This window comes from Rhizobium esperanzae (assembly GCF_002204185.1).
In the GTDB taxonomy this organism is placed as follows: Bacteria; Pseudomonadota; Alphaproteobacteria; order Rhizobiales; family Rhizobiaceae; genus Rhizobium; species Rhizobium esperanzae.
Window position 1 is genome coordinate 40,126 of record NZ_MXPU01000026.1, and the last position, 18,593, is coordinate 58,718.

Here is an 18,593-nt window from a genome sequence, read left to right on the forward strand (position 1 = left end):
ATCAGAACATCCCACTCGACATCATCTCGACGATTGCCGGCGCCAGCACCAGAAGCAGGATCGACACGACGATCATCATCGCCGGCATGACGATCTTGGCCTTCAGCTTTTCACTGGCCCTGTCGGCCTTTTCCCAGCGGCGGAAGCGCAGGTCGCGTGCATGTTCGCGCAACAGTTCGACGCGGTTGCTGCCCTCGACCTCGCCCTGGATGACGGCGCGGATGACCCGCACCACCTCCTCGGCCGTCATGCGTGCCTCCAGGCGCTGCAGCGCCTCGATCATGCCGGTGCCGAGCGCCACGTCCTTCAGCGTCTGCTCGATCTCCTCGCTCATCACGGTGCCGGGTGCGGCCTCGGCATAGAGCCGCAGGCTTTCCGGCAGGGTCGCCTGCGCCTGCTGCGTCATGACGACGAGATCGAGGAAATAGGGAAATTCGCGCGAGATGCGTTCCTTGCGGTCCTGCATCTTGTCGTCGGCAACGACCCAGAAATAGATGGCGGGGATGAAGCCGAGGATCAGGCCGGCGACCAGTCCGCCGATCACGCTGCCGCTCGCAATGCCGAACAGCACGCCGAGCAGGATGAAGCCGAAGAGGCTCAAGACGACGAGAAGGGCGATATATTCACGCCCCGTCACGCCGCCGAACGGCCGGCCGCCATAGATCAGCTTCCTTTCGAGCTGCGCGCCGAAATCGGCGAGGAGCGGCTCGAAGTGCCTCAGCACGAATTCGACAGGCGTGCGCATGCCGATGCTGTCGACGATATTCGGCGGCGGCCCATCGCCGCCGGCCTTTCGCCGCACCACTTGGATGCTGCCGAGCAGGTCGCCGATCCACCAGACGATGAGCGCCGCCGTGATGCCGGCAAGGACAATGATGATCGGGGCGAGGGGGATTTGCGACATCATACCGACACCTTCATCATCGAGCGCATCCAGAAGAAACCGGTGGCATAGAGAATGGCGCCGACGATCGCGATGACGATGCCGATGGCGTTGCCGAACACCTTGTCGATCAGCTCAGGTTGGCCGAAGAAGATCATCAGGATCATGAACAGCGCGCCGCCATTGACGACGCGGAAGTTCATCCGCGCCTGCGAGGACGAGGTGCTGATCTTCTGGTCGAGCTTCCAGATCTCCTTGAAGGATTTCGACATTTCCGTCAGCGGCTCGGAAATGTCGCCGCCCTGGCGGGCAAAGAGGCCGAGGGCGGCGTCGACCATCTTGAAATGCAGGCTCGGCACGGTGCGGCCGTGGCGGTCGAGCGCCTCGACCAGGCCGATGCCGAGCTTCTGCTCGCGGGCGATGCGCTCGAACTCGCGCGAGGCCGGCATCTGGCCGGTATCGGCGACCGCATTGACGGCGACGGCGAGCGGCTTGCCGGTGCGCACCGCCGAGACGATCTGGTCGACGGCATAGGGAAGCTGGGATTCGATCTGCAGCCAGCGCCGCTGCAGGAAATAGCGGATCGTCGCCTTGGGCAGGAAGAAGGCGACGGGAATGGCAACGACGATGCCGACGATCGGCCCGAAGATCAGCGAGATCAGAGCAAAGACGACGATCGCGGTGATGGCATAGGCGAGGATCATCGTATAGGGCGGCACGGCGTCGCGGCCGAAGACCTGGGCCGCTTCGCTGGCGAGCGCAATATCGCGTTCGGTGGCGCGCAGCAGCGGCGCCGGCCATTGCACCGGAGCGCCCCAGACGAGCAGTCCCGCTGTCACCGCGCCGAGGGCGATCGTCAGGATCTGCAGAATGCTGATGTCCATGGTTCCACCCTCAAACAAACATATCCAGGTTCTTGATCTCGCCGTCTTCTCCGAAGGCGACGAGCTCGGCGACGAAGCTCGGCAGATAGCCGGTGAAGGCATGCACCGCCTGGCCGCCGGCGCGGCCGACGAGATTGAAGATCGGCTCGACGATGATCAGCCCGGTATCCGGATCGATGCCGATCACCTCGGATATCTCGGTGACGGCGCGCCGGCCGCTTTCCAGGCGGTTGAGCTGGACGACGAGTTCGACGGCGGCGACGATCTGCTGGCGGATCGCCGTCACCGGCAGCGAACTCTGGCCCTGCAGCACCATCACCTCCAGGCGGGTCATCATGTCCTGCGGCGTGTTGGCATGCGCCGTCGTCATCGAGCCGGCATGGCCGGTGTTCATCGCCTGCAGCATGTCGATCGCCTCGGCACCGCGGCACTCGCCGACGATGATGCGGTCGGGGCGCATGCGCAGCGCGTTGCGCACCAGGTCGCGGATGGTGACGCTGGTTTCGCTCTCCGCCGTCTTCGGCCGCGATTGCAGATAGACGACGTGAATGCCGTCGAGCTGCAGTTCGGACGTGTCCTCGACGGCGACGACGCGCTCGCCGACCGGAATGAACTGCGACAGGCTGTTCAACAGCGTCGTCTTGCCGGAGCCGGTGCCGCCGGAGACGACGATGTTCTTGCGGGCGCGCACCGCCGCCTCGAGGAAGGCGCGCATCGGTTCGCTGAGCGCGCCGGCGGCCACCAGTTTACTGATGTCGAGCCGCGATTTGCCGCCGAATTTGCGGATAGTGAGGCAGGCGCCCTTGACGGCGAGCGGCGGGATGACGGCGTTGACGCGCGAACCGTCCGGCATGCGGAAGTCGGCCATCGCCTCGCTCTCGTTGATCGAGCGGTTGGAATCGACGGCGATGCGCTCGATCACCTTCATCAGCTGCCGCTCATTGGCGAAGGCGAAGGGGTAGCGTTCGAGCAGGCCGAATTTTTCGACGTAGATCTCGTCATAGCGCGTCACCATGATTTCCGAGATGACGTCGAGATCCATCAGTTCCGAGATCGTGCCCCAGCGATACATCAGCTCCTCGATATTCGAGCGCAGGTGCATATGGGCGATTTCGTAACGGTCGCCGGCGTTGAACAGGGCCTGCCGGGCCTGGAAGGCGGCGCCGAACTTGGTGTCGAGCTGGGCGAAATCGGAACGGGTGGATTCGAAGTTCAGCTTCAGTTGCAGCGCCGAGATCAGCGCCTTGCCGACATCGAAGAGCCGGCGATTGTCCTGCTCTTCGCGCGAAAGGCTCGCGGCGTTCGACGAAGCGTCGCGCCGGCCGGTGCGGGCGATGCGTTTTGCCAGCCACCGGTAGACGGCGTTCTTGATGACGAGGATGACCAGATCCTGCGGCGCTGCATCCAGCGCCTCCTTGATGAACAGGTCGAGACGCTCGCGAATGCGGCTGCGCGTCTCCTCGCGGCCGAAATCGGAGGATTTGACCAGCCGGTCATATTGGGTGTCTTTTAGCAATCTCTCATGTATTTCCATCTGCAGTGCCAGCACCCGCTCCTGGTCCGGAAACTGCGTCACCGCCTCCGGCGCCGCCGCCGGCTCGACGAGCTCGATGGTGACATTCGGCACCCAGATCGACATGCCGGCCGAAACCGCCACCGGCGTGCCGGCCCTCAGCGGCTGGTCGTCGACCCGCGTCGGGTTGCGCCCATGATGCTGCACCGACCAGCCCTGGCCTGACTTGCGCAGCACGAATTGCGGCGAGGAGACGTGGCTGCCGCGCAGGCGCACGACACCGGCGCCGGCGGGAAGCGAAAGCGTGCTGCTTTCGCCGACGAAATAGGTCTCGTTCGCCAAGAGCGGGATCACTTCCCGTCCGCTGCCGTCCTCATAGGAAATCTTCAACAGCATGGCTCAATCCCCGAAACGATCACATGCGCGTCCAGTTGATGCTCGGCAGGTCTTCGACGCTATTGTCCGTCGGATTGCGCAGCACGAGGTTGAGGCTGCCATTCGCCTGGCCCATGGCGAAGATCAGCATCTCGGCTTCCGACGGCGTCACTTCCACCGTCACGTGATTATAGCTGCTATTGGCCTTGGTGACCGCACCTTCCGGGGTGGTCGCCGCGCCGACGGCGAGCACCTTGACGTTCTGCAGGAAGGTGCGGGTGACGACGCGGGTGCGCGAGCTGATGCCGAGCTTGTAGTCCTGCGCCTGCTTCCGGTAGGCGTTGACGTCGTTTTCGTCGGCGCCCGGATATTGCGTGAGATAGTTCTTCAGCATCTGCTCGACCGGCGAGGGCGGCTGGGCCGGCGCCGCCGGTGCGGCGGGCGCCTGGCCGGGTGCGGTCGGGGGCTGCCCGGGCGTTCCCGGCTGCGTCGCGGCGGGCGGCGCCACCGGCTCGACCGGTTCATCGACCGTGCCGAGAATATCGACATAGCTGCCCGGCTCGACGAAATGGCCGACCGCCTCGGCGGCGTTGACCGGCAGGGTGAGCGCCCGCTTGCCGGGCGCGATCATCGTCGTCAGCCGCCCGCCGTCGGTATCGTCGAAATACTGGAAGAGCAGTACCGAGCCAGCCGGAATGTCGGCCGCGGCCGTCCGGTCCTTCAGCCATTCCTGGTAGGCGCTGGCGGCTGGAACGGCGAGCTTGGCAAGCGGGCCGAAGCTTTCCGGCAGCATCACCGGTTCGGCGAGCATGTCCGGGGTGATCGCCTGTCCTCTCGTCACCTTCTTGTCGGGCTGGAGCCGCATGAAGGCATAGGCCACCTGCTCGTTCTTGACGCTCTCGGTCCAGAAGTAGAGGAGAACGCCGGTGATGAGCCCGACGATGACAGCGGCAATGAGCTTCCAGTTCATGGTGTTGTTCCCCCTACGAAGGCTTGCCTGATTTGAATGACCTCAACGGTCCTGCCGTCGGTTTTGCTTTTGGTGTAGAGAACATTGGCTTCGACGCTGCCGCGTCGGCCATAAAGCGCGGTGACCCCGCCGCGCTCAGCCGGCGGCGTTTCGATGGTGAAGCCGTCGCGGACAAGCAGATCGGCGCGCTGATCGGACCAATGCCCGGCGGCAAGCGTGCCCTTCGACACGACCGTGCGCGACATATGACCTTTGTCATGGTCGCCGATATCGCTCAACACCTCGACGCCGGCCGGCGGACGCAGCGACATCGGCAGCTTGCCGACATCGGCAGGCGCGGCGAAAGCCGGCAGCGTCGCGGCGACATCGTCGAAGCGGCTCATCAGCACCTCGGTCATCGGCGCATTTGCGGGCCGGCGGATCATGATCGAAACGCCCGGGATCGGCGCTCTCGCCGACGGAGTGTTCGGATCCTGCCGTCGCATATAGGCGAGCGCAGCCTCGCCGTCGCCGTCGAAGAAGCGCACGACAACGGCAAGATCGTCTCGGATGCGGCTTACCTTCGGAACGATCATCATGTTGGCGGCGATGACGGCGGTCAGTTCCTCCCGGTCGCTGCTTTTCGGCATGGCGGGCCGGGTATTGGCGGCCAGCACCCGCAGCCACTCGTCGGTGATATCGGAAATGCTGCGATCGCTCTGGTACGGCGTGAACTCGAGCGGCTGGCCGTTGATGACGAGATCGCGCGGCGCCCGTTCCGGGGTCCCGAGGATCCCGGCCAGCATCGAATTCAGCGTCACCCGGATATCCTTATAGATCTCGGCGCGCCCCGGTGTGGCCAATATCACGGCGAGCCCGACGACCAGGGCCGTACCGAGGAGATGAACGGAAATGCGCGACCGCTGTGCCATGTCACTTCGCCCCCGGAAAGACGCCGTCGAAGAGATCGCCGGAATCGCTGGCCACATCACGGATCTCCCGGCGCAGCGTCGGATCGTAGCCGCGGCGCGTGGTGTCGTTGTTGTGCGAAATGAACAGCGTCGAGTCGTCCACTGTGAACGCATCCTTCCAGCGGATGCTGCGGATGGTGTCGAGATCGTCGGAATCCCTGAACTTGTAGACGCGGTCGGCGGTCGCGGTCACCAGCTGCGGCTTCTCGTCGGCAAGCTCGCCGACCATATCGCCGAAGTCGCGACCGTTACCGTTGAGGGTGTTCTGCACGTCGTCCCAGATAAAGGTCCGCTGAGGATCGCCGCCGCCTTCATGCGAAGGCGTGCGCGAACAGTTGATCGCGTCTCCTCCGGGCAGGGCCGGCAGGGCCGGGATCGGAAACAAGTTCGAGAAATCCGACGTGCAGTTGAGGCCAGACGCCTCGGCGAAGGCTGAATTGCGCATGGCAAGCATGGTCGCGACCTTCTTGGTGGAGATCTTGTTGGCGTGAATGACGAAGATCACGATCAGCAGAATAACCGGCGCGGCGAGCACGAATTCGATCGAGGCCAGGCCGCGCCGGTCGCGGTGCAGCCGCATCATGAAGCCGCCGGCCGGAGCGCCGATCGCTTGCTCAGTGTGTGTTGACGGCAGCCCAGGCATTGGCTCCTCCCTGGTCGAAGACCCGTGTCAGGCCGGTGAAGCTGTCGGCGGCCGGGCTCTGTTTGATGGTGCCGGAAACCGCGCCGATATCGTCGGCGAGGGTCGCCGGCGCCAGCGAGGCAAGCCAGTCCTGGGTGTAGAGGTCGAAGGCCGTGTAATTATGGACCCAGCTCTGCGCCAGCGCATAAGCGGACGGCGTCTTGTCCTTGAACAGCCGAACCTGGAGCCTGGCGCGCGGCGCGCGCGAAACGATCGCCAGCGTCTGGTAATCGGTGAGTTGGTCGCCTCCGAAGGGCGTGAAGTTGAAGGGGATGCGTCCCTTCAGCCAATAGGGCTTCGGGAAGGAGAGGAGCGGCAGGCTGGCGCCGCTCACTGAGATCGCCCCGCCCGCCGGGCCGCAGACCTGGTTCCAGATCATGTCGAACTTGCGGGTGAAGTCGTTCTCGTCCTTCGTCTGCGAGTCGGAATAGCGCGGCGGCACGTCGATCGGCAGCTGGAACGGATTGGTAATGCCGAAGCCGACGCCGAAGACTTTGTCGGCGATCCAGAAGCTGGCATCGAGCGTCAGCTCCTGCCACCAGCTGAGATCGCCGGCATATTGTTCGACAATCGCCTTGAACGGGACCTTGCTCAGATAGGCCGGCCCGAAGGCTTCATAGAAGATGTAGAACTCCACCAGTTGATTGTCGATGCCGCTCTTGTGGTTGACCCAGTCGCGGATATGGCTGCCGTCGACGCCGCCCGCGGTCAATGGACCCTTGCCGTTGGGGAAGCCGCGATTGGCGTATTCGCCGCGCATCAGGAACGGATCCTGTCCCTGGGTGCCATAGGACATGGCAAGGCACATTTCGGTATAGGCAGCGGCCGGGTTGATGCCGTCACGATCGACCGGCAGGTTGCCGCCGGCGCCTTCCCCGGCCTGGCCACAGGATTCGCAGGGCGGATGGAAGACGACGTGATCCGACTTGTTCAAACGCACCAGATGCAAGGCGTCGTTGCCGACCCGCTCGGGAAAGCTTTCGACCAGGTAATCGTTGAGATCGTTCATCGCATCGATGATGTCACTGGACTTGTTGATGAGACCCAGGGGATCGTATTTGACCTGCGCCGCCACCGTATAGGCGATCGCCTTGGTGGCTTCGGTCGCGCGGAACCCCTGGAACGCCAGGCAAGCGCCGTAGATGATGCCGCCGACGATCGGGACCTTCTGCCAGCCGGGGCAATAGGGCATCGGCGGAAGCGGCGGCAGGAGCGACGCCGGTCCGAAGCCTTCGGTGAAGGAATACTGGGCGAGTTTCGCCAGAATGGCGGCCGAGCGCAGCGCCAGTTCCGCGGTGGTCAGCTGGTAGGCGACCGACGTCGCCATGACCACGGTTGCCTGCGAGGAGGCGACATTGTTCATCGCCATGATGTTGAGATAGCGCGCCTCCCAATCGGCATGGACGAGTGCGGCGGCATCGGCGGTATCCTGCGTGCGCTGCTTGTCATAGATCATCTGCCCGGTGTTCAGGATCCACACGATCATCAGCGCGAGCGCGATCGTCATGTAGAGGATGATCGGAGACAGGAAGCCGCGCTGGTCGCGGTGCAGGCGATGGATGAAGGACGGTGTCATAGCAGGTTCACCTCCGCCGTCGAAATCGTGTAATAGCGCCCGTCCTTCCGCTGGCCGCGGGCAAAGACCCAGCCGGCATATTCGAGCAGCAGGAAGCGCGCTTCGACCTTGGCCGTGACAGGCACATGCGGCGAGCGGTTGATGGCGGCATAGAGCGCCATCGGGGCGCGGTCGACGGTGACCGTGACGTTCTGCGGGTCGAACATGTAACGGGCCTGGTTGCGCATCGCGCGCCAGTTCTTCGACAGGCCCGAGGCGTCGGCAAGGCTCTTCAGCGCCTCTTCCGGCGGCTGGCAGGCGCCGACGCATTTCAGCTGGTCGTAGGGGGCCGCCGGGATCAGCGCCAGGCGGGCGGCAAGATCGGCCTTGCCCGCTGCAGCATCGTTATCGCAGGTCTTGGGGCCGATGAAGCTGTGGATGGTGATCGGCAGGGCCGGGCAGAAATAGACGCGGGCGCTGCGAGCCGCCGCATAGGCGGCATAGTGGGTGAAGAGGTGGTTCTTCGCCAGGATCGTGAACTGAAAGACCACGAACATGAAGAAGACGAAGATCGGCGTAACCAGCACGAAATCCATCATCGTCGTGCTGCCCGAGATATCGCCGTGAAGCTCCGACATCCGGCGCCGGCGGGCGGAAAGCCGCGGCAGCAGCAGCATCGAGGTTAGCAACAGCATGGCGATCGCGAAGGTGCCGAGAAGCGCGCCGTGATCCTGAGGGATCCAGAAGGTCCGCGAGTGCAGGATCGAACTCCAGAAAGCACCGTCGAAAGTGGGGCGTTCGAGTTCCGCGCGCATTGCCGTTACCTCACGAGTGAAAGAGGGGTGAAATCAGGCATGAACAGGCACCAGAGAAGTCCGAGAGCGGCGGCGACGCCGAAACGGACGGTATGATGGGTTTCGCGCGGCTTCAGCACCGAGGCGGCATCGCGGAAACCGGCGGGCAGAAGCAGGGCGAACAGGCCGAGGCTTCGCACGAGCACGCTCCATTGAACCCGCCGCGCCATCGAGAAGACGGCAATCGTGCCGCCGATCATCAGCGATGCGAGCGTCACGTCGATGGCCGGCCAGAGGCCGAGAACGGCGCCGAGCGCCGCCATCAGCTTGACATCACCGCCGCCGCAGCCTCCGGCTGCGAAGGCGATGATGAAGATCAGGCCTGAGGCAAGGAGGCCGGCAAAAGCCAGGCCGACCCCCGCGAGACCGCCGCCGATCGCCGCCAGCATGAACCCGGCAAGCAGGCAGGGATAGGTGACGGCGTTCGGGATCTGACCATGGCGGTGATCGAACACCGCCGCGGTCGTGGCGCAGGCGACGGCAAGAGCCGCCGCCGCTGGCATCAGGGTCAGATCGTAGGTCATGTCCATGACACCGACCCCGCTTATTGGCCCGGCTCAGGAATTCTCTCGGCGTCGGAGAGAGCCGTATTCTTTTCGTTGAACCATTCGCCGATCTGTTTGCCGAATGCGAGCAGGAGCAGCATCAGCGGAATGACGATCAGGGCGACGGCGAGGACGATCTGGGCCATGTCGCCGCGTTCGTCCTTGTGAAGTGCAATTGCGAGAGTCTTGAGTTTTGCAAACATCTGCGTATTCCTCGTTCCATGGTTTGTTTCGGATCGAAGACCTTGATGAAGAAGAAGCAAGCATACGCCATCGATCCGAACCAGCACGTTGCTCGTTCCAATGATTTTTTCTGCTTCTGCTTTTCTTCCCCGGTCGCCAACGCTTGTTGAGCAACATCATTAAGACCCAAGAGTGCGCCCAAGGCCAGCCCTCCGTCAAGCAAACGGAAGGCAGGGTTCCAATTGTCTTGGAGGCGTCGCCTGCAGACAGGCGGTTGACGGTGGCGTTTTCAGGCTAAGAGGCTGATTAAGCTTTAATTTTTTTGGGTGAGGCATGCAGCGGAGCGATTTTCGCGGATATCGTCTGCTGCTCCATTATTGGTCAATGGTTTCAAAGCGATAGAAGAGGCGGAAGCAAGGCGGCCATAGTGGCGGGCGGGCGAGGGCGCCCCCATGGCGTTGCTTGCCGATCTGGATTAAGCTCGTCTTCAATATTGGCTATGGCCCGTCAGTCGTTCCGGAGACAAAACCATGGAAACGATGAGCAGCGTCTTGATACTTGCATTGGTCCTCATTCCACTGATGTTGTTCTTTCCGACTGCTGTCCAGATGATGGTAACGCTGTTCGGCATGAGCTCCGTCCTCGTCGGGATGCCGCTCTGATGAAAGCCGTTTCCGACGACGCTGCCGAACAGGCGACCTTCCAGGTTCTGACCCGGGCGCTCGACAAGCTCCTGGCGCCCATACGCTTCCTGCTCGAGGATCCGAGCGTTTCGGAAATCCTGATCAACGGAACCTCCGATATCTTCGTCGAAAGGCGCGGCAAGCTCGAGCGCGCCGATACGCGCTTCGCCAGTCGCGAGGATCTGGAATCGGCGGCGCGCAGCATCGCGCAATTTTCAGGCAAGCGCCTGACGCCGGAGGAACCGAGCGTCGAAGCCCGTCTGCCGGACGGTTCGCGCGTGCAGATGATCCAGCCGCCGGCCGCCCGCACCGGGCTCTGCATCTCCATCCGCCGTTTTCTGAGAGAACATCGCAGCATTCGCGACCTCGTCACCCAAGGCAGCCTGACGGAGGAGTCGCTGTCCTTGCTGCAGGCAGCGGTCGGGCTGCAGAAGAATGTCATCATCTCAGGTGGCACCGGCACCGGCAAGACGACGATGCTGAACGCGCTATCGGAAGCCTTCGCCGATCACGAGCGGGTCATCGTCATCGAGGACACGTCGGAACTGCAGATCCGCAAGGAGCACGTCGTCTATCTCGAAGTCACCAAGCCCGACAGGTTCGGTCGCGGCGGCGCCAGCATTCGCGAGCTGTTCCGCTCTTCCCTGCGAATGCGGCCGGACCGCATCATCGTCGGCGAGTGCCGCGGCGGCGAAGCGCTCGATATGATCCAGGCGATGACATCGGGCCATAGCGGCAGCCTTTCGACGGTGCATGCCAACACGCCCTATGACGCACTGCATCGCCTGGAAACCTTGGCGCTGATGTCGGATATCGACATGCCGCTGCGGCCGCTGCGCTCGCAGATCGCTTCCGCCGTTGATGTCGTCGTCCAGATCGCCCGGTTCAAGCGCACCGGGCGGCGACGGGTGATCGAAATTTCCGAGATCAAGGGCCTCAATGAGGATGGCCAGTATATCGTCGAGAGCATCTACAAGCTCGATGGCGGCGGCCATTCCAATGCGGATGGCGAGCTGCGCTGGACAGGCGCCGTGCCGAGTTTTGCCACGGAAGCCTTTGAGGAGTTGGGAAGCAGCCAAGTGGAGCTCCCGAGCTGGATGAGACCCGTGGCGACCGCTCACCGTCCTCAGTAGAGGCGGGTTCATCTCCCTGGCCTAACCTGCGATCTTCTGCCAGACGGAAACATGTCGATCGCTGACCTTTGTGAACGGCTCCTTTTTCCAGCCGCCCCATCTGTCCTTGAGTTTCAGGCCGGCCAGCCGCGCCATGAGATCGAATTCCGCTGGCCATGCGTAGCGAAACGGGACCGAGAAGCGCCTGTAGTTTCCGTCCCGGATCCGGATGTGATGGGACGTAAAATTCTGGCTTACCACGTCGTACTCGTCGACTCCCCAATGCGTCTCGCTGCGGTCGAACGCCAGGATCGTCTCGCCGAGCGGAAGCCGCTGAAGCGGCGGGACGCCAACCTCGATGAGGAAGTGTCCGCCAGTTTCAAGGTGCGCGGCCGCGTTCTGAAAGCAGGCGACCTGGGCTTCCTGCGACGTCAGGTTGTTGATCGTGTTGAAAGCCAGATAAACGAGGGAAAAGCGCCTGTCGACACGGGTTGTCGCCATGTCGCCGATCACCACCGGAATGTCCGCGCCACCCTCTTTGGCGCGAAGGCGAGACACCATCGCTCGCGAAAGCTCGATGCCTTCTACCTCTATCCCTTTCCGCGCGAGAGGCAGCGCCAGGCGCCCGGTACCGATCGCGAATTCCAGCACGCGCCCGCCTGCTGCCACCTCGGCGAGGAGATCGACCGCCGGATCGACGACCTCCGGGGCCGAGATGCCGTCGGCGTCATCGTAGGTAGCCGCGACCTCATCGTCAAAAAAACCATCGTCGTGCATCTTTCTTACCTCTCTGATAGCATTTGCCTGAGGACCGGTGGTGCCATCACCTTGCCCGCCGCTTCGCGGGCAACGCATCAATTGGTCCTAGCGATCGCGCCAGCTCGCCAATCTCGTGGCGGGCGACGCCGATGTCTTCCAGATCGCGGTCCGACAGCCACTCTAATGCCTGTTCCGTTTCGCGCCGTTGCCACCAGCGGAGGAGGGTGGGTGCTGCAAACCGCAAAGCTGCCATTTTCGTCAGAAGGCTGGGAGCAAAACGATCCGAAATTTCAATGTGCCGGAGTTCGAATGTCATAACCTACGTCCAAGTTGTGTTGCGGTGATATCAATCTAGTGAACTGCCCTCCGACGTGTTATCGGTAGTCTGTCAAATTATGTCTGTGAGATGCCATGATCGCCCGCGACAACCTGACCAATGTTCATCTGCCGGAAGACGCATTTGGAGACTATCCGTACACGGCTGTCGCCCAGGGCGGAGCAGAGCCCGCCGGGCGAACCTATTCTTTCCACGTGCACCACCGCGCTCAGCTTTTCCAGATCGTCCGCGGTTCGCTAAGGCTGGAGACCCAGCGGGGCTACTTCATCGTTCCGCCTGAACGCGCCGTATTCGTGCCGTCAGGCGTCCTCCACGAAGTGACATACCTGCAGGAGACGGAGCGCAGCTACCTCTTCTTCCGGCCCGACGCGGTGATGAACCTGCCCTCCGAGGTCTGCGTCATCGGTACGACGCCGCTCCTGCGCGAACTTATCCTGGCCTTCCTGGAAATACCGCGCGCGGATGCCGGCAGTGCCCCTGCCGAACGGCTCGTCGCCGTCATTCTCGACCAGCTTCAGACGAGTACGGTCGCGCCGCTGTCGCTTCCCTCGCCGGCATCCGAACGCCTCCGGAGCATCGCTTCGGACATTCGCAACGAACCGGGTGCCGATTGGCCGCTCGATGAACTTGCCTCGCGTGCGGCCATGTCCCCCCGCAGCTTTCAGCGCCATTTCCAATCTGAGACGGGCATGAGTTTCCGCGCCTGGCGTCAGCAGGCGAAACTGCTCAAAGCCGTGGAGTGGCTCGCCGCCGGCCGAAGCGTCGGCGATATCGCCTTCTCGCTCGGCTACTCCGGCCCCAGCGCCTTCATTGCGGTGTTCAGGACGGCCTTCGGTGTCTCTCCCGGACAATACTTCCAGGGAACCTTTCCGGGTCATGGCGCCGGATCCTCCGCGCGGCCGACGCAATGACGCGTCCTCGCGCAAAACGGCAAAGGCAGCATCAAAAGACACTTCGAAAACGGCTCAGGCAGTCTCCGCTGCAATGGCGCGCCCGCCCGTGCAGCGAGCCGTCGCTATGCCGCCCAGCAGGTTACGAAGATCCGCCGCGGTTCTGTTGGCGATGATGCCGAGCGCCAGGCCGCCTGAAATCGCCAGCAGATGAAAGAGCGGAACCGGCAGCACGGCCGCTGCCTCAGGCATCAGCAGTTCGGGCACGAAACGGTGCAGCAGATAGGTGGGAAAGGCGGAGACGGCAATCAGCGTCACCAGCCGACCCAGCCGCACGGGCAGGGGAATGCGCGGCAGGTAGAGCAGTGCCATCAGCGCTGTGAAGATCGTCAGATATTTGACCGTCGTGCCGATCCAGAGCGTTTCCCAGAAGGCGAGATAACCGAGCACGGCGGCGGCAATGACCGTCAGGATGAGCCGCTGCGCCGGCTTGCCGGCCAGGCCCGCGCACCAGCCGAACAGGCCGAGGTGCAGGCCCCAGTAGAGGGTGAAAATCTGCCGCCGGCCGATATCGAAGACGTGCGGCAGCGAAAACCGCGCGGTGACGGCCAGCGCCAGCAGCGCCAGCGAGAAGGCGAAGGGTCGCGCCCGCGCCAGCCTGCGCACATCAGGCACGGCGAAGACAAGCGAGAAGACGAGAAGCGTCTGCGCATAGGCTTCGATGAACCAGTAGAGATAGGGAAGCATCTCGTGACGCTCCGGCTCGGCATAGCCGAAATTGCCGGTGAGCGTCACCGAAGCCCAGGGAACCGTCCGCCAGGCGAGCCCATAGGCGGCGACGATCAGAAAATAGGGGATGAGGACATTGATGACGGGCCGCAGCGCATGGCGGAAATCGCCGGCGAGGAAATGGCCCGACTGGAAGCGCGCCAGGCTGAAGCCGACGAGGAGCAGCATCACGCCCGATCCGCCTGGAATGGGCCAGAGCATCTCGTGATGGATGACGACGAGCAGGATGGCGATCGCCCGCAGAACCAGATCGGTCGGCAGCGCCCTGACCTCTGCGCTCCGTCCTGACGCGGTGGCCCGCGGGCTTATATCCAATTCGGTGATCCGCCGCTGTTCCCAGCCTTCCGGCAGCTCGACGCCGAGCCGGTCGAGTTCCATCGTCAATTGCAGGAAGCGCAGCGAATCGCCGCCGAGCGAGACGAAGCTATCGTTGCGGCTGACCGTGTGGGGGTAGAACACCCCCGCATAAGCATCGAGCACGCTGGCCGCCACCGCGCGGCTCGTCTCGCGCGCCGCCAGCATCTCCTCGCCGAGGGCGGCATAGTCGATCTTGCCGGAGGCAAGCCTCGGAAGCTCGCTGCGCACCCCGACGGCAACCAGGCTCGCCGGAAGATGGCTCGCCTCGACGACCATGCCGAGCGCCCGGTCCGCGTCACGCGCATCGGTCACAAAGGTCTGCAGACCGTGATCGTCACCGACGACGGCGGCCGCGATCCCCGCTTCGGCCAGCACCTGCTCCATGATGTCGAAGCCGATCCTCAGCCCCGCGACCTTGGCGAAACGGCTCTTGCGGCCGACGATCCTGTAAAAACCGGCCTCGTCGCGCATGGCGATATCGCCGGTCATCAATGCCGCGATCTCGGGCCCGCGCTGAAGATCGGCGCGATCTGTACCGTAGCCCATCATCACGTTCGGGCCGGCATAGACGAGCTCTCCGGCAACACCGGCTCGGTCGAGCGGCCGTCCGTCATCGCCAACGAGGCTGAGGCTGCCGCCGGGAATGGCGATGCCGATCCGCTCCTCATGGTCGCCCAGGCTTTCCGGCGGCACGAAGGCGATACGGGCTGATGCCTCGGTCTGGCCATACATGACGAAGAAGCGGCCGCCGTTGGCGCGCATGTGGTCGCGGTAGAGACGGATGAGCTCGGGCGCCAGCCGGCCGCCCGCCACCGTCATGAAGCGCAGCGTCTTCAGCGCGTTCGTCCGGAAGCCGGTCTTTTCCATCAGCTCGTAGGAATAGGGCACGCCCGAAAGATTGGTGCAGCCGCTTTCGCCGAGCAGCCTTGCGAAATCCTCGCTGACCACAGAGACGCCCGGAATGAAGATGCTGCCACCGGCAACCAGATGCGAATGGAGGACGGAGAGGCCGTAGGAATAGTGAAGCGGCAGGACGAGCGCGGTTCGGTCGGCAGGGGAGAGCTCGAGATAGGAAGCGATCGAGCGCGCATTGGCGTCAAGATTGGCATGGGACAGGCGCACGGCTTTCGTCGGGCCCGAACTGCCCGATGTCATCAGCAGCAGAGCGAGATCCGGATGTAGCGGCGCAGCACTTTGCCCGGACCGGGTTTCCTCGACGAGCCGCCAGCGGCCATCGGCCGGGCGAAAGGTGAAGTCGGGCTGAAAGGCCGCTAGAAACTCTCGCCACAGCCTGTCGTCGCAGGGCGGCAACATCGCCACCGCATGGCCGGCCCGCAACGCGCCGATATAGGCGACGATCGCATGTTCCGAGATCTCGGCCGAAATCGCCACGAGCCGCTTTTGCCCGCCTCCCAGCCGCTCGGCAAACCGCAGCGTCCGGGCGTTGAGGTCGGCATAGGAGAGCGTCCGCCCGTCCGGGAAGACAAGGGCAGGGCGATCGTCGGCGCGAGCGATTTCGGAAAACAGGTTGGCGGGGATCATGCTGACGCTTCGGATTGGCAGAAAACTGGCCGAAGCGCGTATAATCCTTGACTATCGCAGTCAACTAATTTCCAGGTGCATATCTGCGCCGCGCCAACTGCTGCGGTCCTCGCCCGCACCGGGGGAGCGGGGTCGTCGCCATCGCGGCGGCCGTTTCATTGCGGCGACGAGTGCACCTTGCGGCGCCGGATGGCTGTTCGTTTCAATCCCGTCGCAGCCGATGTCAATCACCATCGGGCGCGGCGGCGCGTTGACGCTTCGGTAATCACGGCAAGCGCCTTTGCTTGCCGGCTGACTCTTTCCTCATAGAATTTCTGCGCCATCTCTTGCCAGGGCAACCAGACAGGGTGCTTTATGGACGAGACAATCGAACAGCTTCTCCATCTTTCCGCACAGACGGAAACGCTGGTGGCGGTCTATGATGGCGATGACCGACTGCGCTATGCCAACAGCGCCTTCCGCTCGGCCTATTTCATCGAGCCGGAGGAAACGCCGCTCTGGCCGGATCTGATGCGGCGCAATTTTGATCTCGGCCGCGGCACCGTCATCCGCACGAATGATTTCGAGGAATGGCTGCGCTCCACCCAGTCGCGCCGCGGCAAGATCGGCTATCGCGCCTTCGAGACAGATCTTGCCGACGGCCGCTGGCTGTGGATGACCGAGGCGGTGCAGACGAACGGCTGGATGCTCTGCATCGCCAGCGACATCACCCGCCTCAAGGTCCATGGCCGCACTGTCCGGCAGGATCGCGACCAGGCGATCAAGGCCTCCTACACCGACGAACTCACCGGCGTCGCCAACCGCCGTTTCGTCATGGCGCGCGTCGAAGACATGCTGGCCGCCGCCCGGCATGGCAGCAGCGGCTGCCTCGCCGTCTTCGACATCGACAATTTCAAACGCATCAACGACCGGCTCGGCCACCACGCCGGCGATCTCGTGCTGCGCGATTTCGCCCACCGCATCCACCAGAATGTCCGCCGCAACGATTGTTTCGGCCGGGTCGGCGGCGAGGAATTCCTCCTCGTCATGCCGGCCACCGGCCCGGAAGACGCGCTTGCCATGGTCGAGCGCATGCTGACGGTGATCCGCTTCTCCCGGCCGCTGCCGGACTCTCCCGATTTCAGCTATACCTGCTCCGCCGGCATCGCCGCGTGTGTGCCGACGGACAGTGCCTCGGAGCTTTATCGGCGGGCGGATCAGGCGCTTTATGATGCGAAGATGAGCGGCCGGGACAGGGTGCGGGCGGCGTAGGAAGCTACGTTAGCTGATTGATGCAGGCTCATAGAGCCAGGCCGTGGGCGTGGTCAATTTCCTTTAAATGCAGGACGCAAGCGCGGTATCTGAAGCGACCTCGTCGTGCTACGCATCGGACATGGGATTCGGGGTTTTCATTCACCGCTCAGATTCGATCTACGACGACAGCCCGGCAGAACAATATCAGTTCCCGCGCCAGTATCTCGCTCGCGTGCAGGCCTGTGTCGGGGATTGGATCATCTATTACGAGCCTCGCAAGGTTGCGGCCACCCGCGGCTATTTTGCCGTCGCCAAAGTAGCCCAAGTCATCCCGGATCCCAAGGCGCCGCCTGGGATGTATCTGGCACTCATCGAGCCAGGCAGCTACCTCGATTTCATCAATGCGGTTCCGTTCAGTGGGCCGGACGGTGTTGTTGAGCGAGGCGTGCTGAATGAGGACAGGCGGATTTCCGGCAGAGCACAGGCCGCCGTCCGATCGATATCCGCAGCGGATTTCAACCGCATCGTGTCGATTGGCCTGGACGAGCACGAGCCTGAACTGCCTCGGTTGGATGAGCCGGGAGCAATGCTGCCTGCCAAAGGATTCGAAGGCGGACCTCAGGCGCCGTTCCTATTCGAGCAAGAGCGTGACCGGATTACGCAGCTCTCGTCGCGGATCGTTCGCAATCGGCTATTTCGTCGGCTCGTTCTGCAGGCCTATGACAAACGGTGCGCAATCACTGGCCTGAAGCTTATCAACGGTGGCGGTCGTGCGGAAGTGGATGCTGCGCATATCCGCCCTGTGGAAGCAAACGGCCCCGATATTCTCACCAACGGCATCGCGCTGTCTGGTACCGCACACTGGATGTTTGACCGCGGGCTGATCGGCCTCTCGGATGATCTTGACATCCTGATCTCGCGGCAAGCCAACGATCCCGAAAGCATTCGAGGCCTGATCAACAATTCTGGAAGGGCGATCGTGCCTCCGCGATTATTCGAGCGGCCTAATCCTCATTTTCTCCAGTGGCATCGCAGAAATTGCTTCAAGCAATAGCAAAGAAAACTTCGAAGCCGGCTTCAGCAGCGCCGCTAAACATTGCAGTGCCGCTCTGTTTTGGAGGGCAATGGTGCCCTAGGCGGGTCAGCGGCAGATATCGCTTCCAGCTCTTCATTTGAAAATTCTCTATTCGCTCGCCATCGTAAGCGCCCGGTGAGGACCGTCTTGCGAGGTTGAGACGAACATCGGAAGTCCTAGTGTAAACACTAGGAGTAGTCCTATGACGAAGCATCCGATTGAAGTGATCACGTCTGTCGAGCGCCGACGGCGTTGGTCTCGGGAAGACAAAGAGCGGCTTGTTGCGGCCTGTTTTGAGCCAGATGCGGTGCTTTCCGAGATTGCCCGTGCGGCCGGTATCCATGTCAGCCAGCTCTTCCGTTGGCGCAAGGAGCTTTGCCAAATCGAGGAGCCGAGGACGGAAACAGCGAGCACGTTGGTGC

Annotated in this window: 19 protein-coding genes; 6 read left to right on the forward strand and 13 right to left on the reverse strand. The window is 63.0% G+C overall.

The annotated features are described in order from the left end of the window. Position 1: 1 nt before the first annotated feature. The 10 genes from B5E41_RS27870 to B5E41_RS27915 are packed head-to-tail and all read right to left on the reverse strand — an operon-like array spanning position 2 to position 9,414. Positions 2–907 (reverse strand): type II secretion system F family protein, encoded by a 906-nt coding sequence (locus tag B5E41_RS27870; protein WP_088396926.1) that lies wholly within the window; start codon positions 905–907, stop codon positions 2–4. Next, complete coding sequence (locus tag B5E41_RS27875; RefSeq protein WP_088396927.1) at positions 904–1,767, reverse strand: type II secretion system F family protein; 864 nt, start codon at positions 1,765–1,767, stop codon at positions 904–906. The genes B5E41_RS27870 and B5E41_RS27875 overlap by 4 nt, the downstream gene beginning before the upstream one ends. Positions 1,768–1,777: 10 nt before the next feature. Beyond that, positions 1,778–3,676 carry a TadA family conjugal transfer-associated ATPase gene (locus B5E41_RS27880; protein ID WP_020923036.1) on the reverse strand — a complete coding sequence of 633 codons (1,899 nt, stop codon included), beginning with the start codon at positions 3,674–3,676 and terminating at the stop codon, positions 1,778–1,780. A 19-nt stretch (positions 3,677–3,695) separates the two neighbouring features. Further along, entirely contained in the window at positions 3,696–4,625 is a 930-nt protein-coding gene (cpaB, locus tag B5E41_RS27885) for a Flp pilus assembly protein CpaB (protein ID WP_088396928.1), read from the reverse strand. After that, entirely contained in the window at positions 4,622–5,536 is a 915-nt protein-coding gene (locus B5E41_RS27890) for a hypothetical protein (protein ID WP_088396929.1), read from the reverse strand. Before B5E41_RS27890 ends, cpaB begins: the two co-directional genes overlap by 4 nt. Position 5,537: 1 nt before the next feature. Continuing rightward, on the reverse strand, positions 5,538–6,218 hold the full coding sequence (locus B5E41_RS27895; RefSeq protein WP_088396930.1) for a TadE/TadG family type IV pilus assembly protein: 681 nt from the start codon (positions 6,216–6,218) through the stop codon (positions 5,538–5,540). After that, positions 6,190–7,833 (reverse strand): TadE/TadG family type IV pilus assembly protein, encoded by a 1,644-nt coding sequence (locus tag B5E41_RS27900; protein WP_088396931.1) that lies wholly within the window; start codon positions 7,831–7,833, stop codon positions 6,190–6,192. Before B5E41_RS27900 ends, B5E41_RS27895 begins: the two co-directional genes overlap by 29 nt. After that, positions 7,830–8,627: a TadE/TadG family type IV pilus assembly protein gene (locus B5E41_RS27905; protein ID WP_085861535.1), complete on the reverse strand. Its 798-nt coding sequence runs from the start codon at positions 8,625–8,627 to the stop codon at positions 7,830–7,832. The genes B5E41_RS27900 and B5E41_RS27905 overlap by 4 nt, the downstream gene beginning before the upstream one ends. A gap of 5 nt (positions 8,628–8,632) precedes the next feature. Continuing rightward, on the reverse strand, positions 8,633–9,196 hold the full coding sequence (locus B5E41_RS27910) for a prepilin peptidase (RefSeq protein WP_085861536.1): 564 nt from the start codon (positions 9,194–9,196) through the stop codon (positions 8,633–8,635). A gap of 14 nt (positions 9,197–9,210) precedes the next feature. Continuing rightward, a complete protein-coding gene (locus B5E41_RS27915) occupies positions 9,211–9,414 on the reverse strand; it encodes a hypothetical protein (protein WP_064808298.1) in 204 nt (67 codons plus the stop codon). Between the two features lie 510 nt (positions 9,415–9,924). Between B5E41_RS27915 and B5E41_RS32600 the strand changes: the two genes are divergently transcribed. Then, positions 9,925–10,056: a hypothetical protein gene (locus tag B5E41_RS32600; RefSeq protein ID WP_257784635.1), complete on the forward strand. Its 132-nt coding sequence runs from the start codon at positions 9,925–9,927 to the stop codon at positions 10,054–10,056. After that, the gene (locus B5E41_RS27925; protein WP_245303167.1) at positions 10,056–11,210 is read left to right on the forward strand and encodes a TadA family conjugal transfer-associated ATPase; all 1,155 of its coding nucleotides are present in this window, start codon (positions 10,056–10,058) and stop codon (positions 11,208–11,210) included. The genes B5E41_RS32600 and B5E41_RS27925 overlap by 1 nt, the downstream gene beginning before the upstream one ends. 21 nt (positions 11,211–11,231) lie before the next feature. On the opposite strand, the gene B5E41_RS27930 is transcribed toward B5E41_RS27925, so the two are convergent. Together B5E41_RS27930 and B5E41_RS27935 are read right to left on the reverse strand one after the other, a co-directional pair. Then, complete coding sequence (locus tag B5E41_RS27930) at positions 11,232–11,966, reverse strand: class I SAM-dependent DNA methyltransferase (RefSeq protein ID WP_088396933.1); 735 nt, start codon at positions 11,964–11,966, stop codon at positions 11,232–11,234. A 46-nt stretch (positions 11,967–12,012) separates the two neighbouring features. Beyond that, a complete protein-coding gene (locus B5E41_RS27935; protein ID WP_088396934.1) occupies positions 12,013–12,264 on the reverse strand; it encodes a DUF1127 domain-containing protein in 252 nt (83 codons plus the stop codon). A gap of 95 nt (positions 12,265–12,359) precedes the next feature. Between B5E41_RS27935 and B5E41_RS27940 the strand changes: the two genes are divergently transcribed. Then, positions 12,360–13,196, forward strand: a complete 837-nt coding sequence (locus B5E41_RS27940) for a helix-turn-helix transcriptional regulator (protein ID WP_088396935.1) — start codon at positions 12,360–12,362, stop codon at positions 13,194–13,196. A gap of 54 nt (positions 13,197–13,250) precedes the next feature. Here the strand turns inward: B5E41_RS27940 and B5E41_RS27945 are convergent, their stop codons facing one another. Further along, positions 13,251–15,863, reverse strand: a complete 2,613-nt coding sequence (locus B5E41_RS27945; protein WP_088396936.1) for an AMP-binding protein — start codon at positions 15,861–15,863, stop codon at positions 13,251–13,253. A 354-nt stretch (positions 15,864–16,217) separates the two neighbouring features. Here B5E41_RS27945 and B5E41_RS27950 point away from each other — a divergent pair, with 354 nt between their 5' ends. The 3 genes from B5E41_RS27950 to B5E41_RS27960 form a co-directional block, all read left to right on the forward strand. Further along, on the forward strand, positions 16,218–17,114 hold the full coding sequence (locus B5E41_RS27950; protein WP_088396937.1) for a GGDEF domain-containing protein: 897 nt from the start codon (positions 16,218–16,220) through the stop codon (positions 17,112–17,114). A 121-nt stretch (positions 17,115–17,235) separates the two neighbouring features. Continuing rightward, entirely contained in the window at positions 17,236–18,150 is a 915-nt protein-coding gene (locus B5E41_RS27955; RefSeq protein ID WP_088396938.1) for an HNH endonuclease, read from the forward strand. 223 nt (positions 18,151–18,373) lie between these two features. Continuing rightward, on the forward strand, positions 18,374–18,593 hold a 220-nt coding region (locus B5E41_RS27960; protein WP_141098817.1), incomplete at its 3' end, for a transposase.